Annotated in this window: 24 protein-coding genes; 15 read left to right on the forward strand and 9 right to left on the reverse strand. The window is 70.7% G+C overall.

Annotation, left to right across the window (positions count from 1 at the left end):
• Window positions 1-153 precede the first annotated feature (153 nt).
• The 7 genes from AC6CQV_RS14735 (at window position 154) to AC6CQV_RS14765 (ending at window position 5,365) form a co-directional block, all read left to right on the forward strand.
• Window positions 154-777, forward strand: coding sequence for a hypothetical protein (locus AC6CQV_RS14735; protein WP_101307088.1), 624 nt, complete (start codon window positions 154-156; stop codon window positions 775-777).
• Window positions 778-995: 218 nt separating this feature from the next.
• The gene (locus AC6CQV_RS14740; RefSeq protein ID WP_498259859.1) at window positions 996-1,604 is read left to right on the forward strand and encodes a hypothetical protein; all 609 of its coding nucleotides are present in this window, start codon (window positions 996-998) and stop codon (window positions 1,602-1,604) included.
• Window positions 1,601-2,194: a hypothetical protein gene (locus AC6CQV_RS14745; protein ID WP_101307086.1), complete on the forward strand. Its 594-nt coding sequence runs from the start codon at window positions 1,601-1,603 to the stop codon at window positions 2,192-2,194. Before AC6CQV_RS14740 ends, AC6CQV_RS14745 begins: the two co-directional genes overlap by 4 nt.
• A 170-nt stretch (window positions 2,195-2,364) precedes the next feature.
• Entirely contained in the window at window positions 2,365-2,778 is a 414-nt protein-coding gene (locus tag AC6CQV_RS14750) for an LPXTG cell wall anchor domain-containing protein (protein ID WP_157831659.1), read from the forward strand.
• Window positions 2,771-4,027 carry an RCC1 domain-containing protein gene (locus tag AC6CQV_RS14755; protein ID WP_101307084.1) on the forward strand — a complete coding sequence of 419 codons (1,257 nt, stop codon included), beginning with the start codon at window positions 2,771-2,773 and terminating at the stop codon, window positions 4,025-4,027. Before AC6CQV_RS14750 ends, AC6CQV_RS14755 begins: the two co-directional genes overlap by 8 nt.
• Window positions 4,028-4,040: 13 nt before the next feature.
• The gene (locus AC6CQV_RS14760) at window positions 4,041-4,721 is read left to right on the forward strand and encodes a hypothetical protein (protein ID WP_498259860.1); all 681 of its coding nucleotides are present in this window, start codon (window positions 4,041-4,043) and stop codon (window positions 4,719-4,721) included.
• Between the two features lie 92 nt (window positions 4,722-4,813).
• Window positions 4,814-5,365, forward strand: a complete 552-nt coding sequence (locus AC6CQV_RS14765; protein WP_234057963.1) for a signal peptidase I — start codon at window positions 4,814-4,816, stop codon at window positions 5,363-5,365.
• Window positions 5,366-5,460: 95 nt separating this feature from the next.
• On the opposite strand, the gene AC6CQV_RS14770 is transcribed toward AC6CQV_RS14765, so the two are convergent.
• The 4 genes from AC6CQV_RS14770 to AC6CQV_RS14785 all read right to left on the reverse strand — a co-directional run bounded on the left by AC6CQV_RS14770 (window position 5,461) and on the right by AC6CQV_RS14785 (window position 11,086).
• Entirely contained in the window at window positions 5,461-6,141 is a 681-nt protein-coding gene (locus AC6CQV_RS14770) for a response regulator transcription factor (protein ID WP_101307081.1), read from the reverse strand.
• Window positions 6,138-7,430: a sensor histidine kinase gene (locus tag AC6CQV_RS14775; RefSeq protein WP_060959623.1), complete on the reverse strand. Its 1,293-nt coding sequence runs from the start codon at window positions 7,428-7,430 to the stop codon at window positions 6,138-6,140. The genes AC6CQV_RS14770 and AC6CQV_RS14775 overlap by 4 nt, the downstream gene beginning before the upstream one ends.
• Before the next feature lie 98 nt (window positions 7,431-7,528).
• Window positions 7,529-10,177, reverse strand: coding sequence for a class III lanthionine synthetase LanKC (gene lanKC, locus AC6CQV_RS14780; RefSeq protein ID WP_498259861.1), 2,649 nt, complete (start codon window positions 10,175-10,177; stop codon window positions 7,529-7,531).
• A gap of 258 nt (window positions 10,178-10,435) precedes the next feature.
• Complete coding sequence (locus AC6CQV_RS14785) at window positions 10,436-11,086, reverse strand: GntR family transcriptional regulator (RefSeq protein WP_060959625.1); 651 nt, start codon at window positions 11,084-11,086, stop codon at window positions 10,436-10,438.
• A gap of 203 nt (window positions 11,087-11,289) precedes the next feature.
• Between AC6CQV_RS14785 and AC6CQV_RS14790 the strand changes: the two genes are divergently transcribed.
• Window positions 11,290-11,496, forward strand: coding sequence for a cold-shock protein (locus AC6CQV_RS14790; protein ID WP_028496198.1), 207 nt, complete (start codon window positions 11,290-11,292; stop codon window positions 11,494-11,496).
• A gap of 149 nt (window positions 11,497-11,645) precedes the next feature.
• Here the strand turns inward: AC6CQV_RS14790 and AC6CQV_RS14795 are convergent, their stop codons facing one another.
• The 3 genes from AC6CQV_RS14795 to AC6CQV_RS14805 form a co-directional block, all read right to left on the reverse strand.
• Window positions 11,646-12,341, reverse strand: a complete 696-nt coding sequence (locus tag AC6CQV_RS14795) for an HAD hydrolase-like protein (protein ID WP_498259862.1) — start codon at window positions 12,339-12,341, stop codon at window positions 11,646-11,648.
• A 64-nt stretch (window positions 12,342-12,405) separates the two neighbouring features.
• Window positions 12,406-13,098 (reverse strand): endonuclease NucS, encoded by a 693-nt coding sequence (nucS, locus tag AC6CQV_RS14800; RefSeq protein WP_101307077.1) that lies wholly within the window; start codon window positions 13,096-13,098, stop codon window positions 12,406-12,408.
• A 631-nt stretch (window positions 13,099-13,729) separates the two neighbouring features.
• The gene (locus AC6CQV_RS14805; RefSeq protein WP_498259863.1) at window positions 13,730-14,962 is read right to left on the reverse strand and encodes an MFS transporter; all 1,233 of its coding nucleotides are present in this window, start codon (window positions 14,960-14,962) and stop codon (window positions 13,730-13,732) included.
• A gap of 88 nt (window positions 14,963-15,050) precedes the next feature.
• On the opposite strand from AC6CQV_RS14805, the gene AC6CQV_RS14810 reads away from it, so the two are divergent.
• Genes AC6CQV_RS14810 through mnhG form a run of 7 tightly spaced genes read left to right on the forward strand, consistent with a single transcriptional unit; the run spans window position 15,051 to window position 22,407 of the window.
• Complete coding sequence (locus AC6CQV_RS14810; RefSeq protein ID WP_498259864.1) at window positions 15,051-16,100, forward strand: LacI family DNA-binding transcriptional regulator; 1,050 nt, start codon at window positions 15,051-15,053, stop codon at window positions 16,098-16,100.
• 57 nt (window positions 16,101-16,157) lie between these two features.
• Entirely contained in the window at window positions 16,158-19,094 is a 2,937-nt protein-coding gene (locus AC6CQV_RS14815; protein ID WP_101307076.1) for a Na+/H+ antiporter subunit A, read from the forward strand.
• Entirely contained in the window at window positions 19,091-19,648 is a 558-nt protein-coding gene (locus AC6CQV_RS14820; RefSeq protein ID WP_061782378.1) for a Na(+)/H(+) antiporter subunit C, read from the forward strand. Before AC6CQV_RS14815 ends, AC6CQV_RS14820 begins: the two co-directional genes overlap by 4 nt.
• A complete protein-coding gene (locus AC6CQV_RS14825) occupies window positions 19,645-21,210 on the forward strand; it encodes a Na+/H+ antiporter subunit D (RefSeq protein WP_060959632.1) in 1,566 nt (521 codons plus the stop codon). The genes AC6CQV_RS14820 and AC6CQV_RS14825 overlap by 4 nt, the downstream gene beginning before the upstream one ends.
• Window positions 21,207-21,788, forward strand: coding sequence for a Na+/H+ antiporter subunit E (locus AC6CQV_RS14830; protein ID WP_060959633.1), 582 nt, complete (start codon window positions 21,207-21,209; stop codon window positions 21,786-21,788). The genes AC6CQV_RS14825 and AC6CQV_RS14830 overlap by 4 nt, the downstream gene beginning before the upstream one ends.
• Window positions 21,785-22,054 (forward strand): MrpF/PhaF family protein, encoded by a 270-nt coding sequence (locus AC6CQV_RS14835; protein WP_060959634.1) that lies wholly within the window; start codon window positions 21,785-21,787, stop codon window positions 22,052-22,054. The genes AC6CQV_RS14830 and AC6CQV_RS14835 overlap by 4 nt, the downstream gene beginning before the upstream one ends.
• Entirely contained in the window at window positions 22,051-22,407 is a 357-nt protein-coding gene (gene mnhG / locus AC6CQV_RS14840) for a monovalent cation/H(+) antiporter subunit G (protein WP_060959635.1), read from the forward strand. Before AC6CQV_RS14835 ends, mnhG begins: the two co-directional genes overlap by 4 nt.
• Before the next feature lie 184 nt (window positions 22,408-22,591).
• On the opposite strand, the gene AC6CQV_RS14845 is transcribed toward mnhG, so the two are convergent.
• A complete protein-coding gene (locus AC6CQV_RS14845; RefSeq protein ID WP_498259865.1) occupies window positions 22,592-24,037 on the reverse strand; it encodes a phytoene desaturase family protein in 1,446 nt (481 codons plus the stop codon).
• Window positions 24,034-24,600: an SRPBCC family protein gene (locus tag AC6CQV_RS14850; protein ID WP_101307074.1), complete on the reverse strand. Its 567-nt coding sequence runs from the start codon at window positions 24,598-24,600 to the stop codon at window positions 24,034-24,036. The genes AC6CQV_RS14845 and AC6CQV_RS14850 overlap by 4 nt, the downstream gene beginning before the upstream one ends.
• Window positions 24,601-24,688 lie beyond the last annotated feature (88 nt).

Here is a 24,688-nt window from a genome sequence, read left to right on the forward strand (position 1 = left end):
GTACAGTGATCGCGGAACGAGCCGAGCGGCGCAAGGGGGACTTCGCGTCGGGTCGCTCGTCTCCCGGCGGCGGGCGCCATCTCTCGATGGTGTCGCAGTGCCGTACTCCGTGCGACACCACAGTCGCGCGCTCACCCCACGCAAAGGACACCCATGGACACCAAGACACGCGTTCCCGGCCGTAAGCGCCTCCTCATCGCGGGAGGAGCGCTGCTCGGCGCTGCCAGCCTCGTCACGGCCGCCGCCTTCACCGACTTCGCCAACCTGAACCTCGGCAACGGCACCGACGACAGCGGTATCGGTGGGAACAACCGTTTCAACATCCAGGTCGTCGGCACGGACGCCGACGGCAACCCCGTGGCAGGCACGTGGCAGGAGGCCGACACCGAAGCGGGCGTCAACATCAACGTCCCGGGGTCGCAGCTGATCACTCCCGGCGACACCATCAGTGTCGCCATTCCGTTCCGCAACGAGAGCCCGGCGCTGAGCGCAGACATCTCCTTCTCCCTGCAGGATCGCCCGGGCTACACGTCCGACCCCGCGATGGTCGCGGCCCTGCGCTACACGATCACGCTCGACGGCACGGACATCGTCACCGACGCCACGCAGGCGACTGTCGATGATCTCGATCTCGGCACCTACCTGACGGGCGAGCAGGGCACCCTCGAGGTCGCGATCACGCTCCCGGATCAGGGATCGGCCGCGGACAACAACGCCCTGCAGGGGCAGGTCTCCTACGTGCAGGCCCACTTCGACGCGATCTCGGTCCAGCCGTAGCCGACTCCCGCGGGGCGGGGACGTTCACCCGACCGCGAGCGTGCACCCCAAGGCCGCTCGCGGGAAGGCCGAGTCCCCAGCCCGGCCGACGCTCGGTCTCCCCACGTGCCGATGCGTCCGCCCCGTCCCGCGGGCCCTCTCCAGGTACGCAGCTCTCTGACGCTCCGGCAGCGTACGAGTGCGCGTGCACATCCGCGAGCAGCCCAGAAGGAGAGCCCATGCCCGTCCTCAGACTCGGGGCCCGTCGGCTCATCATTGCCGCCGGTGCCGTCCTCGCCATCGGCGCACTCACCACCGCCGCAGCGTTCGTCGATCTCGCCGATGTGCGCGTCGCGCTGGACGGCACGCGCACGACGTTCGACATCCGCACCGCCGGCAGCGACGCAACCGGGTGGGAGCCGAGTCCCTCGGATTGGCAGCAGGGCAACCCTGATGCGTACGAGGTCGCGCTGCACAGCGGGGCCACGCTCGCGCCCGGCGGCGTGCTCGCGCTGAGGGTTGCCGTTCAGAACAACAGTCCCGCGCTGGCCGGGACGCTCTCGTTGGACATCGTCGATCCTCAGCCCCGCGGGCAGGAGATCGACCCGACGACCGGGCGCTATGTCGAGCTGTTCGATCAGCTCGTCTTCACGGTGAAGCAGGGATCGACCGTCCTTTTCGACCACGTCCCTGCGACCGCATTGACGACGTACGTGTGGTCCGCCGCACTCGCCTCGGGCGACGACATGGTGTTGGACGTGCAGATCGATCTGCCGCCGAGTGTCGACAACCGATGGCAGGGCGCCAGCACAGCCGTACAGTTCCACTTCGAAGCGGAGAACTCATGACCGGCACTCCTCGCCGCTCCGGGACGCGACGCCTGCTCCTCGCCGCCGGCGCTGTCCTCCTCGCCTGCGGCGGGGTCACCGCTGCCGCGTACACCGACGCCGCTCTCGTCTTCTTGGGCACCGGCAGCGAAGGATCGGGGATCGGAAACCCCCACCGCTTCGATATCGCGGTGCGCGACGCACAGAACGAACTACAGGACGCGGTGACTCGAGCCGACGCGGTCGTGCTTCCCGTCACCTCGGGCACCGTGTTCACGGAGGGAACACCGGTGCGCTTCGACGTCACGATCGCGAACCGCACCCCCGGCGTCACGGGCGATCTCATGCTCTCGCTCTACGACCCGGATCCACAGTCCTCCGATCTGTTCGGATCGCTGCGGTTCAGCCTGTACCTGGACGGCTCGGCGACACCGGCGATCACTGACGCCACCGCTGACACCGTGAATGCGGCCGGCCTTGGCTTCACTGCGGTCGAGCCGGGCATCGAACACCACGTGCGGGTCGACGCCGTCATCGCGACCGGCGCGGGTCTCAGCGTGGCGGGCACGTCGACGGCGATCGGACTGCAGACGAACGGGACGAGCCGATGACGCGCATCTCCCGCCTCCGTACATGGAGGACCGCTGTCCTACTGGCGGCTCTCACCGTATGGACGGCCGCCGCTCCGGCTGCCGCCCAGGACGATCTCATAGATGCGGCACCCACGACGATCGGGATCGATACTCCTGCGCCCGGCCATGCCATGGACTGGACGATGACCGTGACCAACGTCACCTCCGTCGCTGTGCCTCTCTCGCTGCGGGTCAGCGGCGAGCGCGTACCGCTTTTCGTCGGTGCGACACCACTGGAGGTCACCGTTCGCGACGCGACAGGTGGCATCGTGGTCGGCCCGTTGGCGGCGGGGGATCTCATCGGCCAGCTGATCGTCCTGCCCTCGTTGCCCGCAGGCGCGACGTATGCGCTCTCCGGTACCGCCAGCCTCCCGCGCTCGGCGGACAACTCCTACCAGGGGCTCAGCGGCGAGCTCGTGTTCGAGTTCGTTGCGGTCGATCCACGGACGCCCCTCGCGCAGACCGGTGGGACGGCACCGATCGTGTTCCTGCTTCTGGGTGGCGCTCTTCTCACCCTCGGTGTCTTGCTACTCACTCGACGAAAGGCCCGCACTGATGCGTAAGACGAACCGTCGCCTGCTCGCCCTGGCCGCCGGACTCGCCGCTGTCGGCCTCCTCGCCGGCGTCGCGGGGACGAGTGCCGCCTACCAGGATGTCGCTCACGCGCGCACGGACTCGATCGCCGCTGAGGCGTCGGCGCCCTTCCGGCCGGGGCTCGCGAGGAACGCGCGCATGGTCGACACCGGCATCGCGCTCGGCAACGACGGCCGCGTGTACGTCTGGGGATGGTTCGGAGGCTCGTCGGAGATCTCGGGTTCGACCTCACCTCTCCTCGGCGACCGCGCGCCTCAGGCCGTCCCGCTTCCCGACGGCATCAAGCAGATCTCCGGCATGATCTACGACGCCAACGCGCTGGCGGCGGACGGGACCGTATACGGCTGGGGAGCCTACAACAGCCGCAATGGGACGAGCGCATCCTCATCGGCCAATCAACCCCGACAGATCCGCATCGGCACCGCATGGAACGGCACGGGGCCGCTCCTGACCGGAGCTCTGACGATCGCGTCCACAGAGATGGCCGGCGCGGCGATCACGAACACGGGGGAGGTGTACAAGTGGGGATCCAGTGCATACGGCGGCTCGACCGTCTCGGGTGCGCAGAAGCTCACCGGACTGCCCGACCCCACCGTCGCCGGCAATCGACCCGTCTACATCAAGGGCGCGTACACGAACTTCTTCGTGATCTTGGAGAACGGCGACGTCTACGCGTGGGGCGGCACCTCCAGTACCCCGACCGGCTACTCCAGCGGGACCACGGCGGTGAAGCTCACATCACTGTCGCCCTGGTTCGCCTCCACCGTCGCGACCGGGCAGCCGCACATCGTCGCCGTCGACGGGGGCATCTCCATGGGAGGAGCGCTCCTGTCTGATGGAACCTTCCTCAGCTGGGGCGGGTCTGCGACGCGCATCGGCAACCGATCCGGCACCCCCGGTACGCCCGCGCTCGTCACCACTCTGAGCGGCATCACCTCGATGCAGTTCGGCCTGACGGGGGTCGTCATGGCCAAGAACGACGGCTCGTTGTGGGGTTACGGGGCCAGCGATGACTATGGTCAGCTGCCCCAGGCCCCGACGAAGGTCGACGACGACGTGCGCCAGTTCGCCGCCGGGCAGGGCTACTACATCTGGCAGCGTGGCGACGGTACGTTCTGGGGTCGCGGATACAACCCACAGGGCGCGATCGGTCTGCCCAGCGTCGGCACCACCACCAACCGCAAGGTCTCCTGGGACCTTTCGATGATCGCGCAGTAAGGGAGAACGCGACATGCGTATTCGTGCTCGAGACCGCGCGCCCCGACGTACAACCAGGCGTTTCGCGCTCGCCGTCGCTGCCGGCGCGATCGCTGTGGTCGGCGCGGTGGTCGTCACCGCAGCGGCGACCTCAGCGGCCTATACGGACCAGGCGAACATGAATCTCGCGGGAGACGCCGGGGTCGGCTATCAGGGGCATTTCGACATCGGGATCGTTCTGCCCGACGGCACGGTCGAGCAGGCCGATGCGCCGGCCGGCTACTCCTGGCCCGTGACAGACGCAGAGACCCTCGTTCCCGGCCGCACCGTCGTCACGCAGATCCCGGTCTTCAACAACACCACAGACCTGGACGCGGACACGGTCGTCACCCTGGTGGCCCGCGATGGGACGGGCGCGGTGTCGCCATCCGTGCCGAACATCACGCCGTATCTCCGGTTCACGGCATCGAGGGCGGACGGGAGCGTGCTCTTCTCGGATGCTGCACTGGCAGACGCTCACGCCAGTCTGGGAACCCTGTCGGCACGAGGCGAGCAGCCGCTCGTTGCAGGCGACGCCTACACTCCGGGTGCCACTGCGAGCTCCGACATCATCACTCTCACGATCCGCTACCTCGACGTGGCAGGGGTCGAAAGCCTCAACGGCGGGCAGTCGGCGCTGGCTGTCCAGTTCGATGCCGCTTCGCGCAAGCCATGACAGCGTCGATGACGACGAGGCGATCCCGACGCGGGAGGTCGTTGTCGGGCCACTCGTCCCGGCTCTGGTTCGCGTGGAGCCTGCTGCGCTCGGTGATCCTCACCTCCGCGGCGGTGCTCGGGATCGTGTGCGTGCTCGTCTTCGGGGTGTCGTTCGCGTTCGGAGTGCGGCCGCTCATCGTGCTCTCCGGCAGCATGGAGCCGACTCTCCCGGTCGGGTCAGTCGTCTTCTCACGGACGGTTCCGGCAGCCGAGCTCGCCGTCGGCGACATCGCAACGCTCGAGCGCCCTCGTGGGCTCGGACTCATCACTCATCGTGTGACGTCCGTCCATGACGTAGACGGCACCACGGTCGATGTCACGCTTCGCGGCGACGCGAACGCCACTGACGATCCTGAGCCGTACGCCGTTGACACTGCCGGCCTCTATGTCTTCCACGTTCCGTACATGGGAACGGTCGCGATGGTGCTCAAAACCGGGTACGGCATCGGCTTCGCCGTTGCATCCGCCCTGGTGCTGATCGTCGTCTTCCTTCTCGATCCGCACCGTCTGCGGCATCCACAGGCAGCGCCGCTGGGGGGCGGCGCGTCACCGGCGAACGCCGGTGGGGCCACTACGGCCCGAACCGGGGAGGAGGGGAGGTAGTACTCTCCTCCTCCCCGACTCGTCTTCGCACCGGTTCAGCAGCAGTGTTGTGACCCACGCGGTGGAGGTTACGTCGCCCTGACCCACGCCGGTGCTCAGACGTCGTCCCGCTCCAGGCCGCGGCGCACCGCCCACAGCGCGAGCTGCGTGCGGTCGGCGACGCCGGTCTTGCGCATGGCGGATTGCAACTGCGACCGCACCGTGTGCGCCGAGACCTTCAGATGCGCCGCGATGTCCTCGTTGCTCGTCACCCCGCTCGCGAGGATCGAGACCACACGGCGCTCGGCGGGCGACAGCGACGAGGGGAGCGCGTCGCCCGACGCGGGACGCCCGCGGCGCACGAACTCCTTGAGGACGGGGGCCATCATCCGGGGCGAGACCACGGCCTCCCCACGCGCCGCCGCGCGGATCGCGTCGACGAGGTAGTGCGAGTCGTGCGTCTTGAGCAGGTAGCCCGCCGCGCCGGCATCCAGCGCGTCGCGCACGTATCCGTCGACGGCGAAGCTCGTCATCACCACGACGGCCGCCGGGTGCTCGGCATCCGGTGCGGTGAGCTGACGGGTCGCCTCGATGCCGTCGACGCCGGGCATCTGCAGGTCCATCAGGACCACGTCCGGCCGCTCGGTGCGCGCGGCGGTGAGCGCGTCGGCGCCGTTGGCCGCTTCCCCGACGACGAGGATGTCGGGGACGCTGTCGAGCTGCAGCCGCATGCCCAGTCGCACCGCTCGGTTGTCGTCGGCGATGAGCACGCGGATGCGGGCGGGGGCCGCGGTCATCGTCGATCCCTCACGAGCGCCTCCTCGTTCAGCGGCACCCGCAGGTGCACACGCCACCCGCCTCCGGCGACGGGGCCCGCCGTGAGGGTGCCGCGCAGCAGGAGCGTCCTCTCGTGCATCGACGCCAACCCCCACCCGAGGCCGACGTCGGAGGCCGGCTTGACCCGTCCGCCGTCCGCGTCGTTCTCGATGACCATGTCGAGGAAGGCGTCGACGCGGATCCGGACCCGCACGGGCGCACCCGCGGCGTGCTTCGCGACGTTCGTCAGCGCCTCCTGGAGCGCGCGGTACGCGGTGCTGGAGACGACGACCGGAAGGTCGTCGAGGGAACCGACGACGTCCACCTCGACCGACATCCCGATCCGGTCCCAGTACTCGGCGAGCTCCCACGCGCGCCGCAGGTCGGCGGTCTTCGACGGCGGCTCGGCGCCGGTCGCGCGCAGATCGGAGAGCGCACCGGTGACGCTCGCGGCCGCGAACCTGCCTTCGTTCTTCACCGACGCCACCAGCTCCATCGCCCGCTGGGGCTGGGTGTCGACGAGGGTCGCCGCCGCCTCGGCGAGCGTGATGAGGCCGGCGAGGTGCTGGCCGGCGACGTCGTGCAGCTCCTGCGCGATGCGTGCCCGCTCCGCGCGCTGCGCCTCTTCGATACGCCGATCGTGCTCCTGCTTCGCCAGGGCGGCCTCCTCGCTCGCGCGCTCCACGCGTCGCGCCTGCGTCCCCCACCACAGGCCCAGCGCCGCGACGGCGATCGCCGGCATCGTGAATCCCGCCGACTCGCGCAGCACGTACGCCTGCGCCTCACCGACGCTGCGTCCCCAACTGAGCAGTGCGAGGAAGAGGGCGATCACGACCGCGGCGATCACCCCCGATGTCCACAGCACGGTGGCGAGGGCGCTGAGTCGGGTGGCCAGGAGGAAGAGGGCGGCCGAGATCACGAGGTACATGGCCGACAGCCACGACGGGATCTGCAGCCCGACGGCGATCAGCAGGTAGGTGGCCACCGTGATCAGCACCGCCTGGTGCGGCATCCGCTCGGCCCATACGAGGGCCACCGACTGCACGGCGCATCCGGCGACGATGACCGTCATCACCGCCCACTCCGGAAGCGGCAGCTCCCAGGACATGTAGCCCTCCATCAGGAGCGAGACCGGGTTGGAGAGCACCTGGATGAGCGTCGTGACGAACACCGTGACCGAGAAGAGCACCGCGGTGCGACGGGAGCCGAGGATGTCGTAGCGCCGGGGCGTCAGCAGCGCCGACGCCCCGGCGGGATCGTGACTCGTCATGTCACGACAGTACGGGAGCGCTCTGTGCTCAGCAGACGCTGGAGAAGCTGCTGTTGCACGCACTGCTGACGTGACTGACGCCGACGGCACCATGACCGTCACCGTGTTCGCCCTCCAGCGCCTGCAGGGAGAGAAGGAACCCCATCCCTCTCACCTCCCTTCCCTCGTCGGGGATCACGCCGTGCGCGTGATCCGAACGGCCCGAGGAATCCGAGGGCCCCCGGGAGTGTCCCCACACCTTCTCCGGCCGCGGTGTGACTCGTGAGCGCGACGAGGACGCCCGCGGCTCCGGACGCGAGATCGCACGAGGCCCGCATCAGACCGTCACCCGCGAAGCGCACCTCGCCCGCGCCGGCTCCGCGCACGGTGTGCAGGTCGAGGGCGGCCACGTGCCGCTCGCGCGCCCGGCGGGCGTCGACCGACCCGAAACCGAGCCGCTCCGCCTCCGCGAGCACGTGGATGAGCCCCGCGCGACCGTGGAGCAGTCCGGCCTGCACGCTGAACGGACCCGTCGCGGCTGCGAGGATGCCGTCGAGGGCGCGATGGTGCCGGTCCGTTCCCGGAGTCACGTCGAGGAACTGCGCGAGGACCAGCCCGATGCCCGCGGACCCGTAGCCGAGGTAGGGGATGAGCCGCCAGCCCTCATTCACGTGCAGCCCGCCGTCCGGCGCCGCGGTGAGGGTGGCGAGGTCGACGTCGAGAGCGCGCGCGGCGAGGTCGAGGTGGGCGCGGTCTCCGTAGGTCTCGTACAGCCGAAGAGCGAGGAGCGCCGTCCCGGTCGCGCCCGCGAACAGTCCGCCGCGGCTCGTCGCGACGCGGTCGCGACGCGGGGCGGCGTCGAGACGGTCGCGCAGCATCCGCCCCATCGCGCTCGCCGCGACGCCCCACCGCGGGTGCTCGTCGGCATCGGCGAGCAAGGTCAGGGCGACGCCCGGGATGCCGGAGTACAGCGTCGCGTCGAGCTCGCGCCAGTCGCGGCGGACGATCTCGTCGAGGAGGTGGTCGGCGACGTCCGGCATGCCGACGGCGCGGCATCCCCACACTGCACCGGCCAGGCCGTTCATCAGTCCGATGGGCTCACGCGACAGGTCGCCCGAGAGGGCGTCGCGGACCCAGTCGCGCTGTGCCTCGCTGAGCGCGACCCCGGCAGCGGCCAGCGCGGCCCCCACCCCGAGGGCGCCGAAGCCGAGCGCATACGGTGGCTCCTCGAACTGGCGGGGATCGCCGGGCCACAGCCGGTCGTCGCGGTCGGGGACGCCGTCGCGGGAGAGGGTGTGCGCGATCTCGTCCATCGTCGCCCGCGGCGCATCCGGTCGTGCGCGCCGCCGGCCGCGCCCACGCGTCGCGCGCTCGAGCACGCGGGCCCGGTCGGCCACCCACCGATCGTCGAGGTCGAAGTGCTCGCTCGCCGTGCGCAGCAGCTGGTGCGCCTTGTCGGCGTCCAACGGCAGCAGCGCGGTGAGGGGCAGGAACATGAACAGCTCGACGCACGCGAGCGCGTACTCGTCCCGCGCCCGCGGCGAGGGCGACCCGGGGGCGACGAAACCCGGTGCGCCCACCGGCGCACCGGCGCGTGCCGACACCGGAAGCGACATCTCGAAGTCGAGCAGAGACACGGCCCCGTCGTCGGTGACGAGCACGTTGCGCGGATGCAGGTCGCCGTGGGTCAGCCCGGAGGCGTGGAGTCGGCGCACCTGCCGCCGGAGCTCCCCGCCCACGCCGAGCGCCCACTCGCGATACGACGCGATGTCCGCGGGGGTGCTCGTGCGATCCGTCAGCGGGTTGCGCAACACCACGGCATCCATCAACGACGACCCGGCGACGTGCTCGAGCGCGAGGAAACGATGGCCGTGCGCCCGGAGCACTCCTACGGAACGCGGCGCCGAGACCGAGTCCGGGATGCGCGCGAGCGTGCGCTCCTCGTCGACGAGGCGGTCCACCGCGTCGCGGCCGTCGGGGGTCCACCCGCTGTGGGGCCGGGCCTCCTTCAGGACGACCGGCCGATCGTCGATCATCGCGGCGTAGACGCCGCCCGCGTTGGAGTGGTGCAGCGCGGCCGTGATCCGCGGGAACCCGGGCGGCGGCGTCATGTCGCCGAGGGCGTCGATCTCCTCCTGCAGGAACGCCGGCGGGCGCACCCAGTCGGGACAGTGGAAGGACGGCGCCCGCACGTCGGGCACGAGCTCGCCGGTGCGCAGATCGCGCAGCGCGGGCACCGAGCGGCCCTCGTGGACGACGGTCTGGGTGAGGAACGCGCCGTAGCGGACGAACAGCGGGCCCTGCCGCCAGCGCACGTCGGAGAGGATGTAGGGCCCCGGGCATCCGCCGATGAGCGCATCGAGACCTTCGAGCGCCACGCGGAGGCGGTGATCGTCGGGCGGATAGACGGTGATGAACTTTCCCGCCGCGCCACGATCCGCGTCCTTGGCGAGGCTGAAGCCGAGGTGCAGGCGGCTGCGCACGTGCTTGAAGGCGAGGAGATGATGGTGGCAGAAGGCCGCGACCGCATCGAGGGTCGCCGCGGCGGTGGCGGGCACGACGCTGACGTGGATCTTCCAGCCCTGGTCGGGAAGGCCCGCCGTGCGCGGCAGCCAGTGGGTCCAGTGGTCGTCGTCGACGCGGGTCCACAGGGTCCAGTCCCGGGAGTCCGGCACCTCGAACCGTGCCGACGAGTCCGTGTCGCGTCGGCCCGGCTTGTCGTAGAACAACGCGTCCGCGCGGGCGAAGGCAGCATGTGCGGCGTCCACGGCGTCTCCTCGGGCGAAGTCCTGTATCGGCGAGCACATTGTGCGCGCCGTGGGTGGCGCTCTCCGCCCACGTCGACAGCCGGCGGCGGTGCCTCTGAGGGCCTCACGGTGCCTCGGATCCGCGTGATCATGCGGATCCGAGGCCGCGCGCCTCGGCATCCCGCCGCCGGGACCCGTGGGCGTCTTTCATTCAAATGGATGATGCGACAGGCCGTCTCGCGACGTCTCGCGGATGCCGGCGAGTCGGGTCGGCCCGAATCAGGCGACGCCGTGCAGCTCCCGCAGGCTCTGCTCCGCCCCGGCGCCGTCGCGGGCGTGCATCTGTGCGCGCAGCCGCACGAAGAGGTCCACGCGTCGGACCGTGTCGGCGAGGAAGGGCTCCCACCCCCGCAGGTTCCGTTCGATGGCGAGCGCGGCTTCGCGCACGACGCCGATGAACACCGAGTTGTGCGTGGCGCGGGTCACCAGCTCGAACATCTCGGTGCACTTCGCGAAGAGGAGGGCGACGTCCTCCGCGCGGGCGCTGTCGACGACGGCATCCGCTGTCGCGACGATCACGGCCAGCTCCTCGTCCGTTGCGGCGCTGAGCGCGAGACGGACGGCGTTGCCCATGAGGTAGGCCGTGAAGACCCCGGTCTCACGGCGCACGCGGTCGTCCGGGACGGAGACGCGGGTGTAGCGGCCGACGGCGACCTCCACGAGGCCGAATCGCTCGAGCCGCTGCAGCGCCTCCCGCACCGGGGTGCGGGAGATGCCCAACTGCGTCGCGATGTCGACGTCGCGCAGGCGCTCGCCGGGCGCGAGGGTGCCGTCGAGGATCGCCGCGCCGATGCGGGCGTAGACCTCATCGCTGAGGCTGACGCCGCTGGTCAGATCGCTGTGATCGATGGGCGAGAGTTTCGGGGACATCGCTGGGAAGAGTGTACGTCCGCCTGCGCCCGGAAACACCCCGAGGACCCCTGCGCCGGGGCGGCCGCGTTGCCACTTTCGGCGGAGTTCTTGCAACGTTTGTGTCACCTTGTCTCATCTGGTACTGCGCGCGAGGATGCCGACCGTTAGCGTGGACCCCGTCGGCGCAGTCGCGTCGTCGTCGCACGTCAGTAAGGCAGTTCATGAGCACCAGCGGTACCGTCAAGTGGTTCAACTCGGAGAAGGGCTTCGGGTTCATCGCTCCCGATGAGGGCGGCGCTGACGTCTTCGCCCACTACTCCGCCATCCAGTCGGGCGGTTACCGCTCGCTCGAGGAGAACCAGCGCGTCGAGTTCGAGATCGCCCAGGGCCCCAAGGGCCTGCAGGCGGAGAACATCCGCCCCCTGTGAGTTGAACGGCCCGCTTCCGAGCGGGCCGTTTTCACGTCGGCGTGAGCCGTCGCCCACCGTCACGGTGCGGCGGCGGCTCCTTCGGCGCGTGAGCCCGCCCCCGTGGTGACGGTTCCGCGTCGGGTCATGGATCGCCCACGCGGTCGACGTCAATCCGCGGGAGCGGATGCCGCGTCGTCGATGAGGAGAAGCGCGCGCAACTGCGCGGCGTCGTCGACGGCCGCCGCAGCGCCGTCCGCCTCGTGCGGCCAGCTGAATCCCCATCGCACGAAGATCACCGGCACTCCCTGTGCCGCACCGCCGTCGACATCGTGGTGTCGGTCGCCGATCAGGACGGGCCGGCTCGTGTCGGCTCCCGCGGCGCGCAGGCGCCGCAGTGCCTCGGCGACGATGTCCGACTTCGACGCGAGGGTCTTCTCATCGGGCGTCGATCCGGCCATCGCCTGCAGGTGCGGGGCCAGGTCGAAGTGCTCCATGAGGGCGACCACCTGCACCTCCGGCTTCGAGCTCGCCGTGGCCTGAGCGACGCCCGCGTCGTCCAGCTCGGCGATGATGTCGGCGACCCCGGGGTAGAGCCGCGCTCCGCTCGTGTAGCCGTCGGCCTTCCCGAGGGTGCGGTAGAAGGCGACCGCCTCGGTGGCCTCGGCGGGCGACATCCCCACGTTCGTCTGGAACGATTCGAACATCGGCGGACCGATCCAGTGGACGAGCTCCTCGCGCGTCGGCGCGGGCTTGCCGAAGTGCTCCAGCGCGGTGGTCAGACGACGCAGGATCCCGTCGGAGGCGTCGACGAGAGTCCCGTCGACGTCCCACAGCACACAGGTCCACGGAGATCTCAACGCCATGCCCTCAGCCTAACGAGCGGGAGCGCCGACGCAGACCGCGGTCCCGCGGGTGCGGATGCCGGCGTCAGAACAGCCGCGGCGCGCCTGACTCGATGCCCTTCATGCCCTCGTAGTCGAGGGTGACGCAACGGATGCCGCGGTCGCCGGCGAGCGTCTTGGCCTGCGGCTTGATCTCCTGCGCCGCGAACACGCCCGCCACCGGTGCGAGGTGCGGGTCGCGGTTCAACAGGTCGAGGTAGCGGGTGAGCTGCTCCACGCCGTCGATGTCGCCGCGCCGCTTCACCTCGACGGCGATCGTGCCGCCCGCGGGGTTGCGCAGCAGGAGGTCGACGGGTCCGATCGCCGTCGGGAACTCGCGACGCACGAGGGTGAGCCCGTCGCCGATGACCTCGACCTGCTCGGCCAGCAGACGCTGCAGGTCGGCCTCGACGCCGTCCTTCTGCAGTCCGGGGTCGACGCCCAGCTCGTGCGAGGAGTCGTGCAGCACCTCGTAGATGCGCACCAGCAGGGCGTCGCCGGTCTTCGCGTGCGTCACCCGCCAGTGCTCCTGCACGCCGGCGGCGATCGACTCGGCATCCGGCACCTCGACGGTGAGCGTGCAGGGCGGGCTCATCCAGTTGAGGGGGGCGTGTTGGATGTCTCGATGGAACGCGACCGTCCCGTCGGCCTTGATCATGATGAGACGCGTGGCGAGCGGAAGATGGGTGTTCAGCCGTCCGGAGTAGTCGACGGAGCAGCGGGCGATGATGAGACGCACCCGTCCAGTCTCGCAGTCTCCGGGGGCGCGATCATCGCCGGGGTAGCACCGGGGCATCGCTGGGTGACCGTCAGAACGGTGGGGGAGACCCCCGCGGGGAGCGATCGGGATCGGGTGGTGAAGTACTCGTGACGAATCCCACAGAGGGAACGGGCGTGTCTTCGCGGTAGGCAGCGTCGCGACCAGATCGGACATGCCGTCCGCGCGGGGGATCACCCGGACACGGCGGCACGCCGCAGCCTCACGATGCCGCTCGGTGAAGGATCGCTCCGTGGTCCGCTCCGCCAGGATCTCCACCGCGGCGCGCACCCGGTTCGGCGTGTCGCCCTCGCACAACCGGATCGCATCCGCCTCGAACGCGGCTCGCCGCTCGACGGGGACGAGCCCACCGGCGTCGACGATCACGCGGACATGGCCGCGCGTGATCCGCCCCGACTCCCACGCCTGAAGTGTCGCCGGTGTCGGTCTCGTCGACGAGACCCGCCAGCGCGGCCACGGACCGGCCACCGCTGCCGGCCTCCATGACGCCCCGGGCGCGACGTCCGTCATACCTCGATCGTCTCGCGACCCTCCGGCATCCGTTCACTCATCCACGGGTCCGGGAGGCGGCATCCGCCCTCGGACGCGCGAGTCAGTGGTGGCCGACGCCGACCTTCGAGCCGGCGATGGGCTTGGCCGCTTCGGAGGCGAAGCCGCTCATCGCGATGAGCGCCACGATGATCCAGAGGGTGTTCAGGATGCCGATCTGGTGGCTGACCCAACCCAGGACGGGCGGCCCGCACAGGAAGGCGACGTAGCCGATCGTCGCCGCGGCCGACACCGACGCGGCGGCCTTGCGGGGGTCGTCCGCCGCCGCCGACATGCCGAGCGGGAAGCCGAGCGAGGCGCCGGCGCCCCACAGCGCGACACCCACGAAGGCGAGCGGGAGGTTGGGCGCGAGGATGAACACGATCAGGCCGAGGCCCGCCGCGATCGAGAGGGCGCGGAGGGTCCACACGCGTCCGATGCGGTCGACGAGCGGGCCGCCGGCGGCGCGGAAGACGGTCATCGACACGGAGAACACGGTGAGGAAGATCGCGCCGATCGCCTCCGACTCGCCGTGGCCGTCGACCACGGCGATGGTCAGCCAGTCGTTGGCGCTGCCTTCGGCGAAGGCCATGCCGAGGATGATGGCGCCGATGGCGTAGGTGCGCGGGTCGCGCCACACCTCCAGGGCCGCGTGCAACCGCGCGCCCCGCGACGGGGCCTCCGCCTCGGAGTCGACGACCGCGAGCGCCTGCGCGGGGATCGCGCGCAACGCGTTGGCGGTCACGATCAGCCAGACCACGGCGACCGTGCCGAGGTGCCAGGAGGCTCCGACGCCCCACGCCGCCATCGCGACGCCGACACCGGCCCCGGCGACCGTGCCGAGGCTGAAGAACGCGTGGAACAGCGGCATCAGTGTCCGCTCGAAGGCCTGCTCGACGGCGGCCGCTTCGACGTTCATCATGACGTCGGTCGCGCCGAAGCACAGCCCGAGGATGGCGAGGCCCGCGACGGCGACAGCGTAGGAGGAGAGCGCATCGACGCCGAGGGCGGCGAGGAAGAGGCCGACGGCGACGCCGACGATCGTGACCGACAGCCCTCGCTTGGCTCCCCACCGCACCACGATGACGTTCGCGGACATCACTCCCAGGAGCGAGCCCGCGCCCATCGCGAAGAGCAGGATGCCGACCTCGAAGTCGTCGATGCCCAGGTTCTGCTTGACGGCCGGCAAGCGCGACGCCCACGACGCGAACGTCACTCCGCTCAGGAGGAACAGGGTGAAGATCGCGGTGCGCCATCGGACGAGTCCGCGACGATCGAGCGTGGTTCTGGTGATCACACTTCACCTTAGCGAATCGATTCGACCCCCGCCGAAACGATTCGACGAATCGTTTCGGATCGCATCTGACGCGAGTTACCATCGGGGAGTGACGAACCGCCGCGCCACCATCGCCGACGTCGCTCGGGTCGCGGGCGTGTCGCCGTCGACGGCGTCCGTCGTCTTCAGCGGCAAGACACCGGTCTCCGACACCACTCGGCTGCGCGTCATGGACGCGGCCGCCTCGCTCGGCTACACGGGTCCCGATCCGCGCGCGGCGTCGCTGCGACTGGGTCGCAGCGGCATCGTCGCCGTCGTGGTCGGCTCGTCGCTCAACTTCATGTTCGTCGACCCCGTGCAGCGTCTGCTCATGGACGGTCTGGCGGAGGCGGTCGCTCCGCTCGGTGCCGGCCTGCTGCTGCTGCGCCGAGACGCGGAGCTCGACATCGAGAACGCCCCCACCCTCACGACGGCATCGATCGACGCGGCCGTCCTGATCGGATGCGACGGGTCGCTGCGGGAGTCGTTGCCGATCGTGCTGGCGCGCGGCATCCCCGTGGTCGTGGTGGAGGGCGACGCGGGCGAGGGCATCCCGCGCATCGCCCTCGACAACCGCGAGGCGGAGCGCCGGGCGGCCGAGCACATCCGCGACCTCGGTCACACGCGCGTGGCGATCGTCACCCTCTGGCAGGATGCCGCGGGCACCGTCGGCTGGATCTCGCCCGACGCCGACATCACCGTCGACGTCACCCGCGATCGCCTGCAGGGCGCACGCGACGTCTTCCCCGACGCGCCCGCGCTCGCGACGGGGGGCAGCTCGATCGACGACGGGTTCGCGGCGGGGCGGGTGCTCTTCGCCGACCCGCGGACGCGTCCCACGGCCGTGATCGCGCAGAGCGACCTGCTCGCCGCGGGCGTCATCCGCGCGGCCGAGGACGCGGGGCTGCGCGTTCCCGAAGACGTCAGCGTCACCGGTTTCGACGGGGTGCCCGTGGACGGCCTTGCCCCCTACGAGCTGACGACTCTCGTGCAGCCCGCGACCGACAAGGGCCGCGCCGCAGGCGCCGCGATCGCCGCCATGCTCGACGGGCGGGAGCCCGCATCCGTCGATCTGATCTCCACCTTCCGCCTCGGCAACACCACCGCGCGGGTCGGCTAGGCCCGCACGCCCGGGTAGACTGGGAATCCGACCCCCGCGACCTGTCAGGAGGCCAGATTGCTCGTGCTCCTGGCTGCGTTCGCGGTCGTTCCGCTGTCGCTGCCATGGCTGTTCGGTCGCATCGGCCCACGGGCGTTCCTCGTCGCGGCGGTCCTGCCGGTCGTGGCCTTCGTCCACGCGCTGCTCATGACCCCCGAAGTCATCGCCGGTCGGGTGCCGACGGAATCGGTGTCGTGGATCCCGCAGCTCGGGATCGATCTGTCGATGCGGATGGACACGCTGGGCTGGCTCATGACGCTCATCGTCACCGGCGTCGGGGCCCTCGTGCTGATCTACTGCCGCTGGTACTTCGACGGCAAGAAGCAGGGCGTCGGCCTGTTCGCCGCCGTCCTCCTCGGCTTCGCGGGAGCGATGTACGGCCTCGTCCTGACCGACGACATCATCGTGCTCGTGATGCTCTGGGAGATCACCAGCATCCTGTCCTACCTCCTCATCGGCTTCTACCACGCGCGTGGCGCGAGCCGCCGTGCCGCGCTGCAGGCGCTGCTCGTGACGACGCTCGGCGGTCTCGTCATGTTCGTCGGCGCGGTCATGATGGCGGTGATCTACGGCACCAACAGCCTGGCCGCCATCGTCGGCGGCACCGCGACACTGAGGCCCGGCAGCGAAGGTCTGCTGAACGTGGCGATCGTGCTGCTGCTGGTCGGCGCACTCAGCAAGTCGGCCATCTTCCCCTTCCACTTCTGGCTCCCCGGCGCCATGGCGGCGCCGACGCCGGTGAGCGCCTACCTGCACGCGGCCGCGATGGTGAAGGCGGGCATCTACCTCATCGCCCGCCTCGCTCCGGCCTTCGCGCACAGCGAGTTCTGGCGTCCGATCGTGATCAGCCTGGGCCTGTTCACGATGCTGCTCGGCGGCCTCCAGGCGTTGCGCGAGTCGGACCTCAAGCGCATCCTCGCGTTCGGCACCGTCAGCCAGCTGGGCATGCTCACCGTCGTCCTCGGCTACGGGGAGCGCAATTCGGCGCTCGCCGGTCTCGCGCTGCTGATCGGCCACGCGCTGTTCAAGTCGTCGCTGTTCCTGGTCGTGGGCGTGATCGACCGGCAGCTCTCCACGCGTGACATCGGCGAGTTGTCCGGGGTCGGCCGCCAGGCCCCGACGCTGGCCGTCTTCTCGATCATCGCGATCGCCTCGATGGTGGGGCTGGCACCCACGGTCGGGTTCGTGGCGAAGGAGGCCGTGCTCACCTCGCTGCTCGAAGGCGGGTCGCGCCCGGAAGCCCTCATCCCGCTCATCGGGATCGTGCTCGGCTCGGTGCTGACGACGGCGTACGGCCTGCGGTTCGTGTGGGGCGCGTTCTGGACGAAGAAGGATGCCGCCGGCACGCCGCTGCCGGTCACGGTGTGGCCCGACCCGCCGATGGGATTCCTCGCCGCGCCGGTGCTGCTGTCGGCACTCACCGTCGTCGCGGGCTTCGCCGCGCCGCTGCTCGACGCCGCGTTCTCCGGCTACGCCGACACCCTTCCGGCCGCCGGCGGGGAGAACGGGTACCCGTACCACCTCGCGCTCTGGCACGGATGGGAGCCCGCGCTCTTCCTCTCGCTCGGCAGCATCGCCCTCGGTGCCGTGCTGTTCTGGCTGGCCCAGCGCACCGGACTCGTCCCGCGCCGCATCCTGCCCTTCACCGCGGCCGACGTCTACAACGCATCCCTGCGCGTCATCGCGCGCCTGGCGGTGTGGACCACCACGTTCACCCAGCGCGGGTCGCTGCCGGTGTACGTGGGCACGATCTTCGTCGTGTTCGTCGCCGCCGAGGGCACCGCCCTGCTGGCGAGTCCGTCGTGGCAGATCTCGCTGGACGCGTGGCAGACCCCCATGCAGCTGGTCGTCGCGCCGATCATGATCATCGCCGGGATCTTCGCCGTCCGGGCACGCAAGCGCTACACCGGCGTCGTGCTCGTCTCAGCCACCGGGCTCGGCATGATCGCGCTGTTCGCCTCCAGCGGCGCCCCCGACCTCGCCCTGACGCAGATCCTCGTCGAGACGGTCACCCTCGTGGCCTTCGCGCTGGTGCTGCGCCGCATCCCCGCCCGACTCGGCGAGCACAACGCGTCGGTGCTGCCGCTGGCGCGCGCGATCCTCGCGGTCGCCGTGGGGGCGACGATGGCGATGGTCGCGATGGTGGCCACCGGCGCCCGGGTGGCGACACCCATCTCGGAGCGCTTCCCCGAGCTCGCCTACGAGCTCGGCCACGGCAAGAACGTCGTCAACGTGGCGCTCGTCGACCTGCGCGGCTGGGACACCATGGGCGAGCTGTCCGTGCTCATCGTGGCGGCGACCGGCGTGGCATCCCTCGTGTTCGTCACGCACCGCTCGGATCTCATCTCGCGGTCGATCTCGGCGTTGCCCACGGGCGCGACGCGCACCCGGCGACCCCTCATCGAAACCGACGAGGGCCCCCGACCGCGCGCGAGCGCTCCCGGCAGCACACGGCAGACCTGGCTGGTCGGCGGGCAGAAGGTGCGCCCCGAGAACCGGTCGATCATGCTCGAGGTCATCGTCCGGATCCTCTTCCACACGATCATCGTCGTCTCGATCTATCTGCTCTTCGCCGGGCACAACCTCCCCGGCGGCGGGTTCGCGGGCGGCCTCGTCGCGGGCATGGCGCTGGTCATGCGCTACGTCGCCGGTGGCCGGTACGAGCTGGGCGCGGCCGCGCCGACCGATGCGGGACGGCTTCTCGGCGCCGGCATGACGCTGGCCGTCGCGTGCGCCGTCGTGCCGCTGCTGTTCGGTCTGCCGCCGCTGACCAGCTGGTTCTGGGAGACGGAGATCCCCGTCATCGGCCACATCGAGTTCGTCACCTCCACCCTCTTCGACATCGGTGTCTACCTGGTCGTCATCGGCCTCGTGCTCGACGTGCTGCGTTCGCTCGGCGGCGAGGTCGACCGCCAGACGCAGGAGCTGCGCGAGCGGGGGGTGACGGTTTCATGACGGTGTCCGCGGTGCTCGTCATCATCATGGCGGTGCTCTTCGCGTGCGGCGTGTACGCGATGCTGGAGCGCAGCCTCACCCGCGTGCTGATCGGGTTCCTGCTGCTCGGCAACGCGACCAACCTCTTCCTGCTCATCGTGATGGGCCGTCCCGGCGTCGCCTCCTTCTTCGGGTCGGGCGATGTCGAGGAGATGAGCGATCCGCTGCCGCAGGCACTCACCCTGACGGCCATCGTCATCACCTTCGCCGTGTCGGCCTTCCTGCTGGCGCTCATCTACCGGTCGTGGCAGCTCGGCCAGGCCGACACCGTCGTCGACGACGAAGAGGACATCGCCGTGCGTGATCGCGGCACCGTCGAGGAAGACCAGATGGACGACGAGACCTCGATCGAGGACGAGGACGACGACGCGACGACCGACTTCATCGGCACCGACACGGCGCCGATCACCGTCCTGCACCACCGCGATCTCGACGGCATCCGCGACGACGCCCCTGTGGACCGCCCGCGCGGCGACGCGCGAGGTCGCCGCGACGAGGGAGGTGAGCCGCGGTGAACGCCCTCGTCCCGCTCCTCGTCGCCCTCCCCCTGCTCGGGGCCGGCATCGCGCTCGTCTTCGGTCGTCAGCGCCGCGTGCAGGTCGGCGTGTCCGTCGTCACCCTCACGCTCGTGCTGGCGATCGCCGCCGTGCTCCTGTACACCGTCGACTCGTCGGGGCAGGCGATCGCCGTGTCGGTGGGCGGCTGGCCGATCCCGTTCGGCATCGTGCTGTACGTCGACCGTCTCGCCGCGTTGCTCGTCGTCATCTCGAGCATCGTGCTGCTCGCGGTCCTCCTCTTCTCGGTCGGGCAGGGCGCCGCCGACGGCGACGACGACACCCCCGTCACGATCTTCCACCCCTCCTACCTGATCCTGTCGGCGGGCATCTTCAACGCGTTCATCGCGGGCGACCTGTTCAACCTCTACGTCGGTTTCGAGATCCTGCTCGTGGCCTCGTACGTGCTCATCACCCTCGGATCCACCGAGTCCCGCATCCGCGCCGGCGTCGTGTACATCGTGGTGTCGCTGGTGTCGTCGATCCTCTTCCTCGCCGCGATCGCCGCGATCTACGGCGCGCTGGGCACCGTCAACATCGCGCAGCTCGCCGAGCGCATGACCGAGCTGCCCGACTCGACGCAGCTCGTGCTGCACCTGATGCTGCTGCTCGCCTTCAGCATCAAGGCCGCGGTCTTCCCGCTGTCGTTCTGGCTTCCGGACTCGTACCCGACCGCTCCGGCCCCCGTCACCGCGGTGTTCGCGGGCCTGCTGACCAAGGTCGGCGTCTACGCGATGATCCGCACCGAGACGCAGATCTTCCGCGACAACGACGTCAACACCCTGCTGCTGATCGTCGCGCTCGCCACGATGATCGTGGGCGTGCTCGGTGCGTTGGCGCAGGCCGAGCTCAAGCGCATCCTGTCGTTCACCCTCGTCAGCCACGTCGGCTACCTGGTCTTCGGACTGGCCATCGCCACCCCGCTGGCCCTCGGCGCGACCATCTACTACATGGTCCACCACATCATCGTGCAGACCACCCTGTTCCTCGCGGTGGGACTGATCGAGCGGCGGGCCGGATCGACCTCGATCCTCAAGGTCAAGGGGCTGATGCGCGCCGCGCCGGTGATCGCCGTGCTCTACTTCATCCCGGCCATCAACCTGGGCGGTCTGCCGCCGTTCTCCGGATTCATCGGCAAGCTCGCGCTCTTCGACGCCGCCGCCGAGGTGGGAACGCCCCTGATGTACGTGCTGATCATCGGCGGCATCGTCACCTCGCTGCTCACGCTCTACACCCTCATGCGCGCCTGGAACCTCGCCTTCTGGCGCGAGGACGACGACCACACCGAGGAGACCGGCGTCGTCGACCGCATCTCCTACCTCGGCGATGCCCCGGCCGCCGACGACGAGGGCGCGCGGCGCGTCATTCCGCGCATCATGACGGCGACGACCGCGGGAATGGTCGCCGTCACGGTCGCCCTCACGATCTTCGCGGGACCGCTGTACGCGCTGTGCGCGAGCATCGGCGACGCCCTCCTGACGCCGGTGACGCTCGTGCAGCTCGATGAAGGAGGCGGATCGTGAGCCCGTCCACCTCGGTCGCGTCCGCCGTGTGGCGCCAGCTCCCCTTCTTCGTCTGGCTCGTCGCCCTCTGGATGCTGCTGTGGGGACAGTTCACGGTGCTCGCCGCCGTCACGGGGCTGATCGTCGCGATCGTGGTCACCCGCGTCTTCCGCCTTCCCCCCGTCGAGCTCTCGGGCCGCGTCAACATCTGGTACGGGGCCGTGTTCGTCGTGATGTTCTTCCTGGCGCTGATCCGCGGCTCGCTGCTGGTCGCCTGGCAGACGCTGAACCCACGGCGCTACCCGGGCACGGCGGTCATCGCCGTGCCGCTGCGCACCGATGACGACCTGATCATGGCGCACGTCGGCGTGACCGCCTCGCTGATCCCGGGGTCGCTCATCGTCGACGTCGATCGTGACCGTCGCATCCTCTACCTGCACGTCATCGGCGTCTCGTCGGACCGCGACGTGGAGAACCAGCGCCGCGCGGTGCAGGGCTGGGAGTCGCGTATCGTCCGCGCCGTGGGATCGCGCGCCCAGCTCGCCGCCATCCGCACCGCGGGTGCCCAGAGCCCGCGCGAAGGGGGGGCGGGCCGATGAACGTCCTGATCGTCGCCGTCTACGTCGTCTTCGCGATCGCCGGGCTCCTGACGCTGTGGCGGATCATCGTCGGGCCGTCGATCCTCGACCGCGCCGTGGCATCCGACGTGCTGCTGACCCTGGTGATGTGCGCGCTCGGCGCCGACATGGTCATCAACCATCACACCCGCTCGCTGCCGGCGCTGCTCATCATCGCGGCGGTGGGCGTGTTCGGCTCGATCGCGGTGGCCCGTTTCGTCGCGCGGAGGGACAACACCGACCGATGAACGAGATCCTCGACACCGCCGCCCTCGTGCTCGTGCTGATCGGCGGGCTGCTCTGCATCACCGCCGCGATCGGGCTTCTGCGCTTCCACGACGTGCCCACCCGGCTGCACGCCGCCACCAAGCCCCAGGTGCTGGGTCTCATCCTCATCTGCCTCGCGATCGCGTTGTCGCTGCGGTCGTGGCCCGTCATCGCCTTCCTCGTGCCCATCGTGATGATGCAGCTGGCGACCGCGCCGTTGTCGGCGCACATGGTCGGCCGTCAGGCCTACCGCAACGGCACGATCGACGAGCGCTCGCTGTACGTCGACGAGCTCGACGCCGCCCGCCGGACGCCCCCCGGCGCCGGCGGCTGAGCACCCGCCGACGGCGCGCACCCTCCTCCACAACCCGGGGGATCGGAGATCTCCGATCCGCACCTGTGGACGGACGACGCGGCGGCCTCCCGACGCGTCACACTCGAAGGGTCGGGAGCCGGGCGCGGAACTGGGGGGTGACCGGCCCGGCCCCGACATCCTCCCCGCCCGCGCCCCGGCGCGGTCAGGGGGCGAGGGACGGTGTCCGCGCGATGCCGAACTCGTGGCGCAGCACGCTGCGGGCCGCGAACCATCCCGACTGGCCGTGGACGCCCGGGCCCGGCACGGTGGAGGCTCCGCAGAGGTACACGCCGGGCAGCGGCGTCCGCCACGGGTCCGCGCTCAGGACGGGGCGGGCCAGCAATTGCGGGAGCGTCGCGGCGCCGGCGGCGATGTCGCCGCCCACGTAGTTGGGGTTGTCGAGAGCGAGCTCGGCGGCGGTCGTGCCGCGCGTGGCGAGGATGACGTCGCGGAACCCGGGGGCCACCTCTTCGATCGCGCGAGTGACGGCCTCCGTCTGATCCACCGTCGAACCCGTCGGGACGTGGGTGTACGCCCAGAGCGCGTGCTGCCCGGCCGGGGCGCGGGTGGAGTCGAACACCGACGGCTGCGCCACGAGCACGTACGGGGATGCCGCGTGCCGCCCCGCCAGCACCTCCCGCTCTCCCGCGGCGATGCGCTCGCGCGTGCCGCCGATGTGCACGGTGCCGGCGCGCGCGATGCGCTCGTCGGCCCAGGGGACGGGCCCCGACAGCGCGAACTGCACCTTCGCCGACCCGCTGCCGTACCGGAAGCGCTCCAGACGGCTCCGGTAGCCGGCCGGCATCCGGTGCCCGGCGAGTCGGATCAGCGCGCGCGGGGTCACGTCGAGCACGATCGCCGCCGCGGTGAGCTCGTCGAGCGAGGTCACCTCGTGATCGGTGACGATCTCACCGCCGTGCGCGCGGAGATCGTCGGCGAGGGCATCGGAGATCGCCTGGGAGCCGCCGATCGGAAGGGGCCATCCGGCGGCATGCGCATGCGCCTGCAGGGCGAGACCCGCGGCCGCCGCGACCGGACTGGGCTGCGGGGCGATCGCGTGCGCCGCGACACCCGTCATCATCGCCGGTGCCACCCGCTCCGCGAAGCCCGCATTCCAGAGGGGGCTGCCCTGCTGCAGCGCCCGCATCCCGAACCGCGCGGCGACGACGGGATGCGGCGGCACGCGCAGCAGCGGTGATCCCGTGAACCGCGCGACTTCGCGTGCGCGGGCGGCGAGCGGGCCGAGGAGCCGTCGATACGCGGCGCCGTCGCGTCCGAGCTCCGCCACCGTCCGGTCGAGGTCGCGGTAGGCGATCCCGGACCCCCCGTCCGCCGCGCCGAGCGGGTGGGCGAACGAGATCTCCGGGGTGACGAACGGGATGCGCCGGGCGAGGCCGAACGCGCGGAAGAAGGGGGATGCCACCGCCAGCGGATGCACCGCCGAGCACGTGTCGTGCCGGAAACCGGGGGCGACGGTCTCCGCCGTGCGGGCACCGCCGCCCCACTGCGGCATCCGCTCGAACACCCGCACCGAGAGTCCGGCGCGCGCGAGCGTGACCGCCGCGGCGAGGCCGTTGGGTCCCGAGCCGACCACCTCGACGTCGGTCACGCCGCTCCCGCCGCCGCGTCGTGCGCATCCGTCGCCTCGGCGGCGTCGGCCACGGCATCCGCATCGGGGGTGCCGCCGGCCGGGTCGGGCACGGCCGGTCGCGCGGAGGTCTGCGCGGCGTCGCGTTCGCGACGACGGCCCTCCGACAGGTAGCGCAGCCTCCGGATCGTCTCCTCGTTGCGCAGGTGCAGCAACGGCGCCCACAGGAACCGGGGCAGACGTCCCGCGCCGCCGACCGGCTCCTCCGCCAGACGCACGACGCAGCCCTCCCCGCGGGGCCGCACCTCGATGACCACGACGGCGCGTCCGAACGGGCCCGCCTTGGCCCGCAGGCGCAGGCGCCGCGGGGGCGACCACTCGACGATCTGCGTGTCGTCGTCGACCAGCACGGGCCACGCGCCCAGGGAGTGGTGGATGTGGGCGCCCTCCGCGGGCCACTCGGGGTCGACGGCGCGCATGCGCGAGGCGCCCACCACCCAGGCCGGATACACCCAGCCGTCGCCCAGCACGGCGAACACGTCGTCGGGGGTGCAGTCGAACAGTCGGACACTGGCGGTCGCCATGGGGTCTCCTCCGGGTCCCTTCCGATCGTAGGCGGGAACGCCGCGGGGCGAGGGGCCTTGACAGGCCGTCTCGCCGCGCCGCCCGGCC

The organism is Microbacterium sp. EG9 (assembly GCF_059759475.1).

Coding starts and splice junctions, on each gene's coding strand:
- AC6CQV_RS14770 (WP_101307081.1), bottom strand. CDS start 6,141: ATGACCGCGGCCCCCGCCCGCATCCGCGTGCTCATCGCCGACGACAAC.
- mnhG (WP_060959635.1), top strand. CDS start 22,051: ATGAACGAGATCCTCGACACCGCCGCCCTCGTGCTCGTGCTGATCGGC.
- AC6CQV_RS14740 (WP_498259859.1), top strand. CDS start 996: ATGCCCGTCCTCAGACTCGGGGCCCGTCGGCTCATCATTGCCGCCGGT.
- AC6CQV_RS14785 (WP_060959625.1), bottom strand. CDS start 11,086: ATGTCCCCGAAACTCTCGCCCATCGATCACAGCGATCTGACCAGCGGC.
- AC6CQV_RS14850 (WP_101307074.1), bottom strand. CDS start 24,600: ATGGCGACCGCCAGTGTCCGACTGTTCGACTGCACCCCCGACGACGTG.
- AC6CQV_RS14790 (WP_028496198.1), top strand. CDS start 11,290: ATGAGCACCAGCGGTACCGTCAAGTGGTTCAACTCGGAGAAGGGCTTC.
- AC6CQV_RS14820 (WP_061782378.1), top strand. CDS start 19,091: ATGACGGTGTCCGCGGTGCTCGTCATCATCATGGCGGTGCTCTTCGCG.
- AC6CQV_RS14835 (WP_060959634.1), top strand. CDS start 21,785: ATGAACGTCCTGATCGTCGCCGTCTACGTCGTCTTCGCGATCGCCGGG.
- AC6CQV_RS14795 (WP_498259862.1), bottom strand. CDS start 12,341: ATGGCGTTGAGATCTCCGTGGACCTGTGTGCTGTGGGACGTCGACGGG.
- AC6CQV_RS14755 (WP_101307084.1), top strand. CDS start 2,771: ATGCGTAAGACGAACCGTCGCCTGCTCGCCCTGGCCGCCGGACTCGCC.
- AC6CQV_RS14735 (WP_101307088.1), top strand. CDS start 154: ATGGACACCAAGACACGCGTTCCCGGCCGTAAGCGCCTCCTCATCGCG.
- AC6CQV_RS14760 (WP_498259860.1), top strand. CDS start 4,041: ATGCGTATTCGTGCTCGAGACCGCGCGCCCCGACGTACAACCAGGCGT.
- AC6CQV_RS14775 (WP_060959623.1), bottom strand. CDS start 7,430: ATGACGAGTCACGATCCCGCCGGGGCGTCGGCGCTGCTGACGCCCCGG.
- AC6CQV_RS14745 (WP_101307086.1), top strand. CDS start 1,601: ATGACCGGCACTCCTCGCCGCTCCGGGACGCGACGCCTGCTCCTCGCC.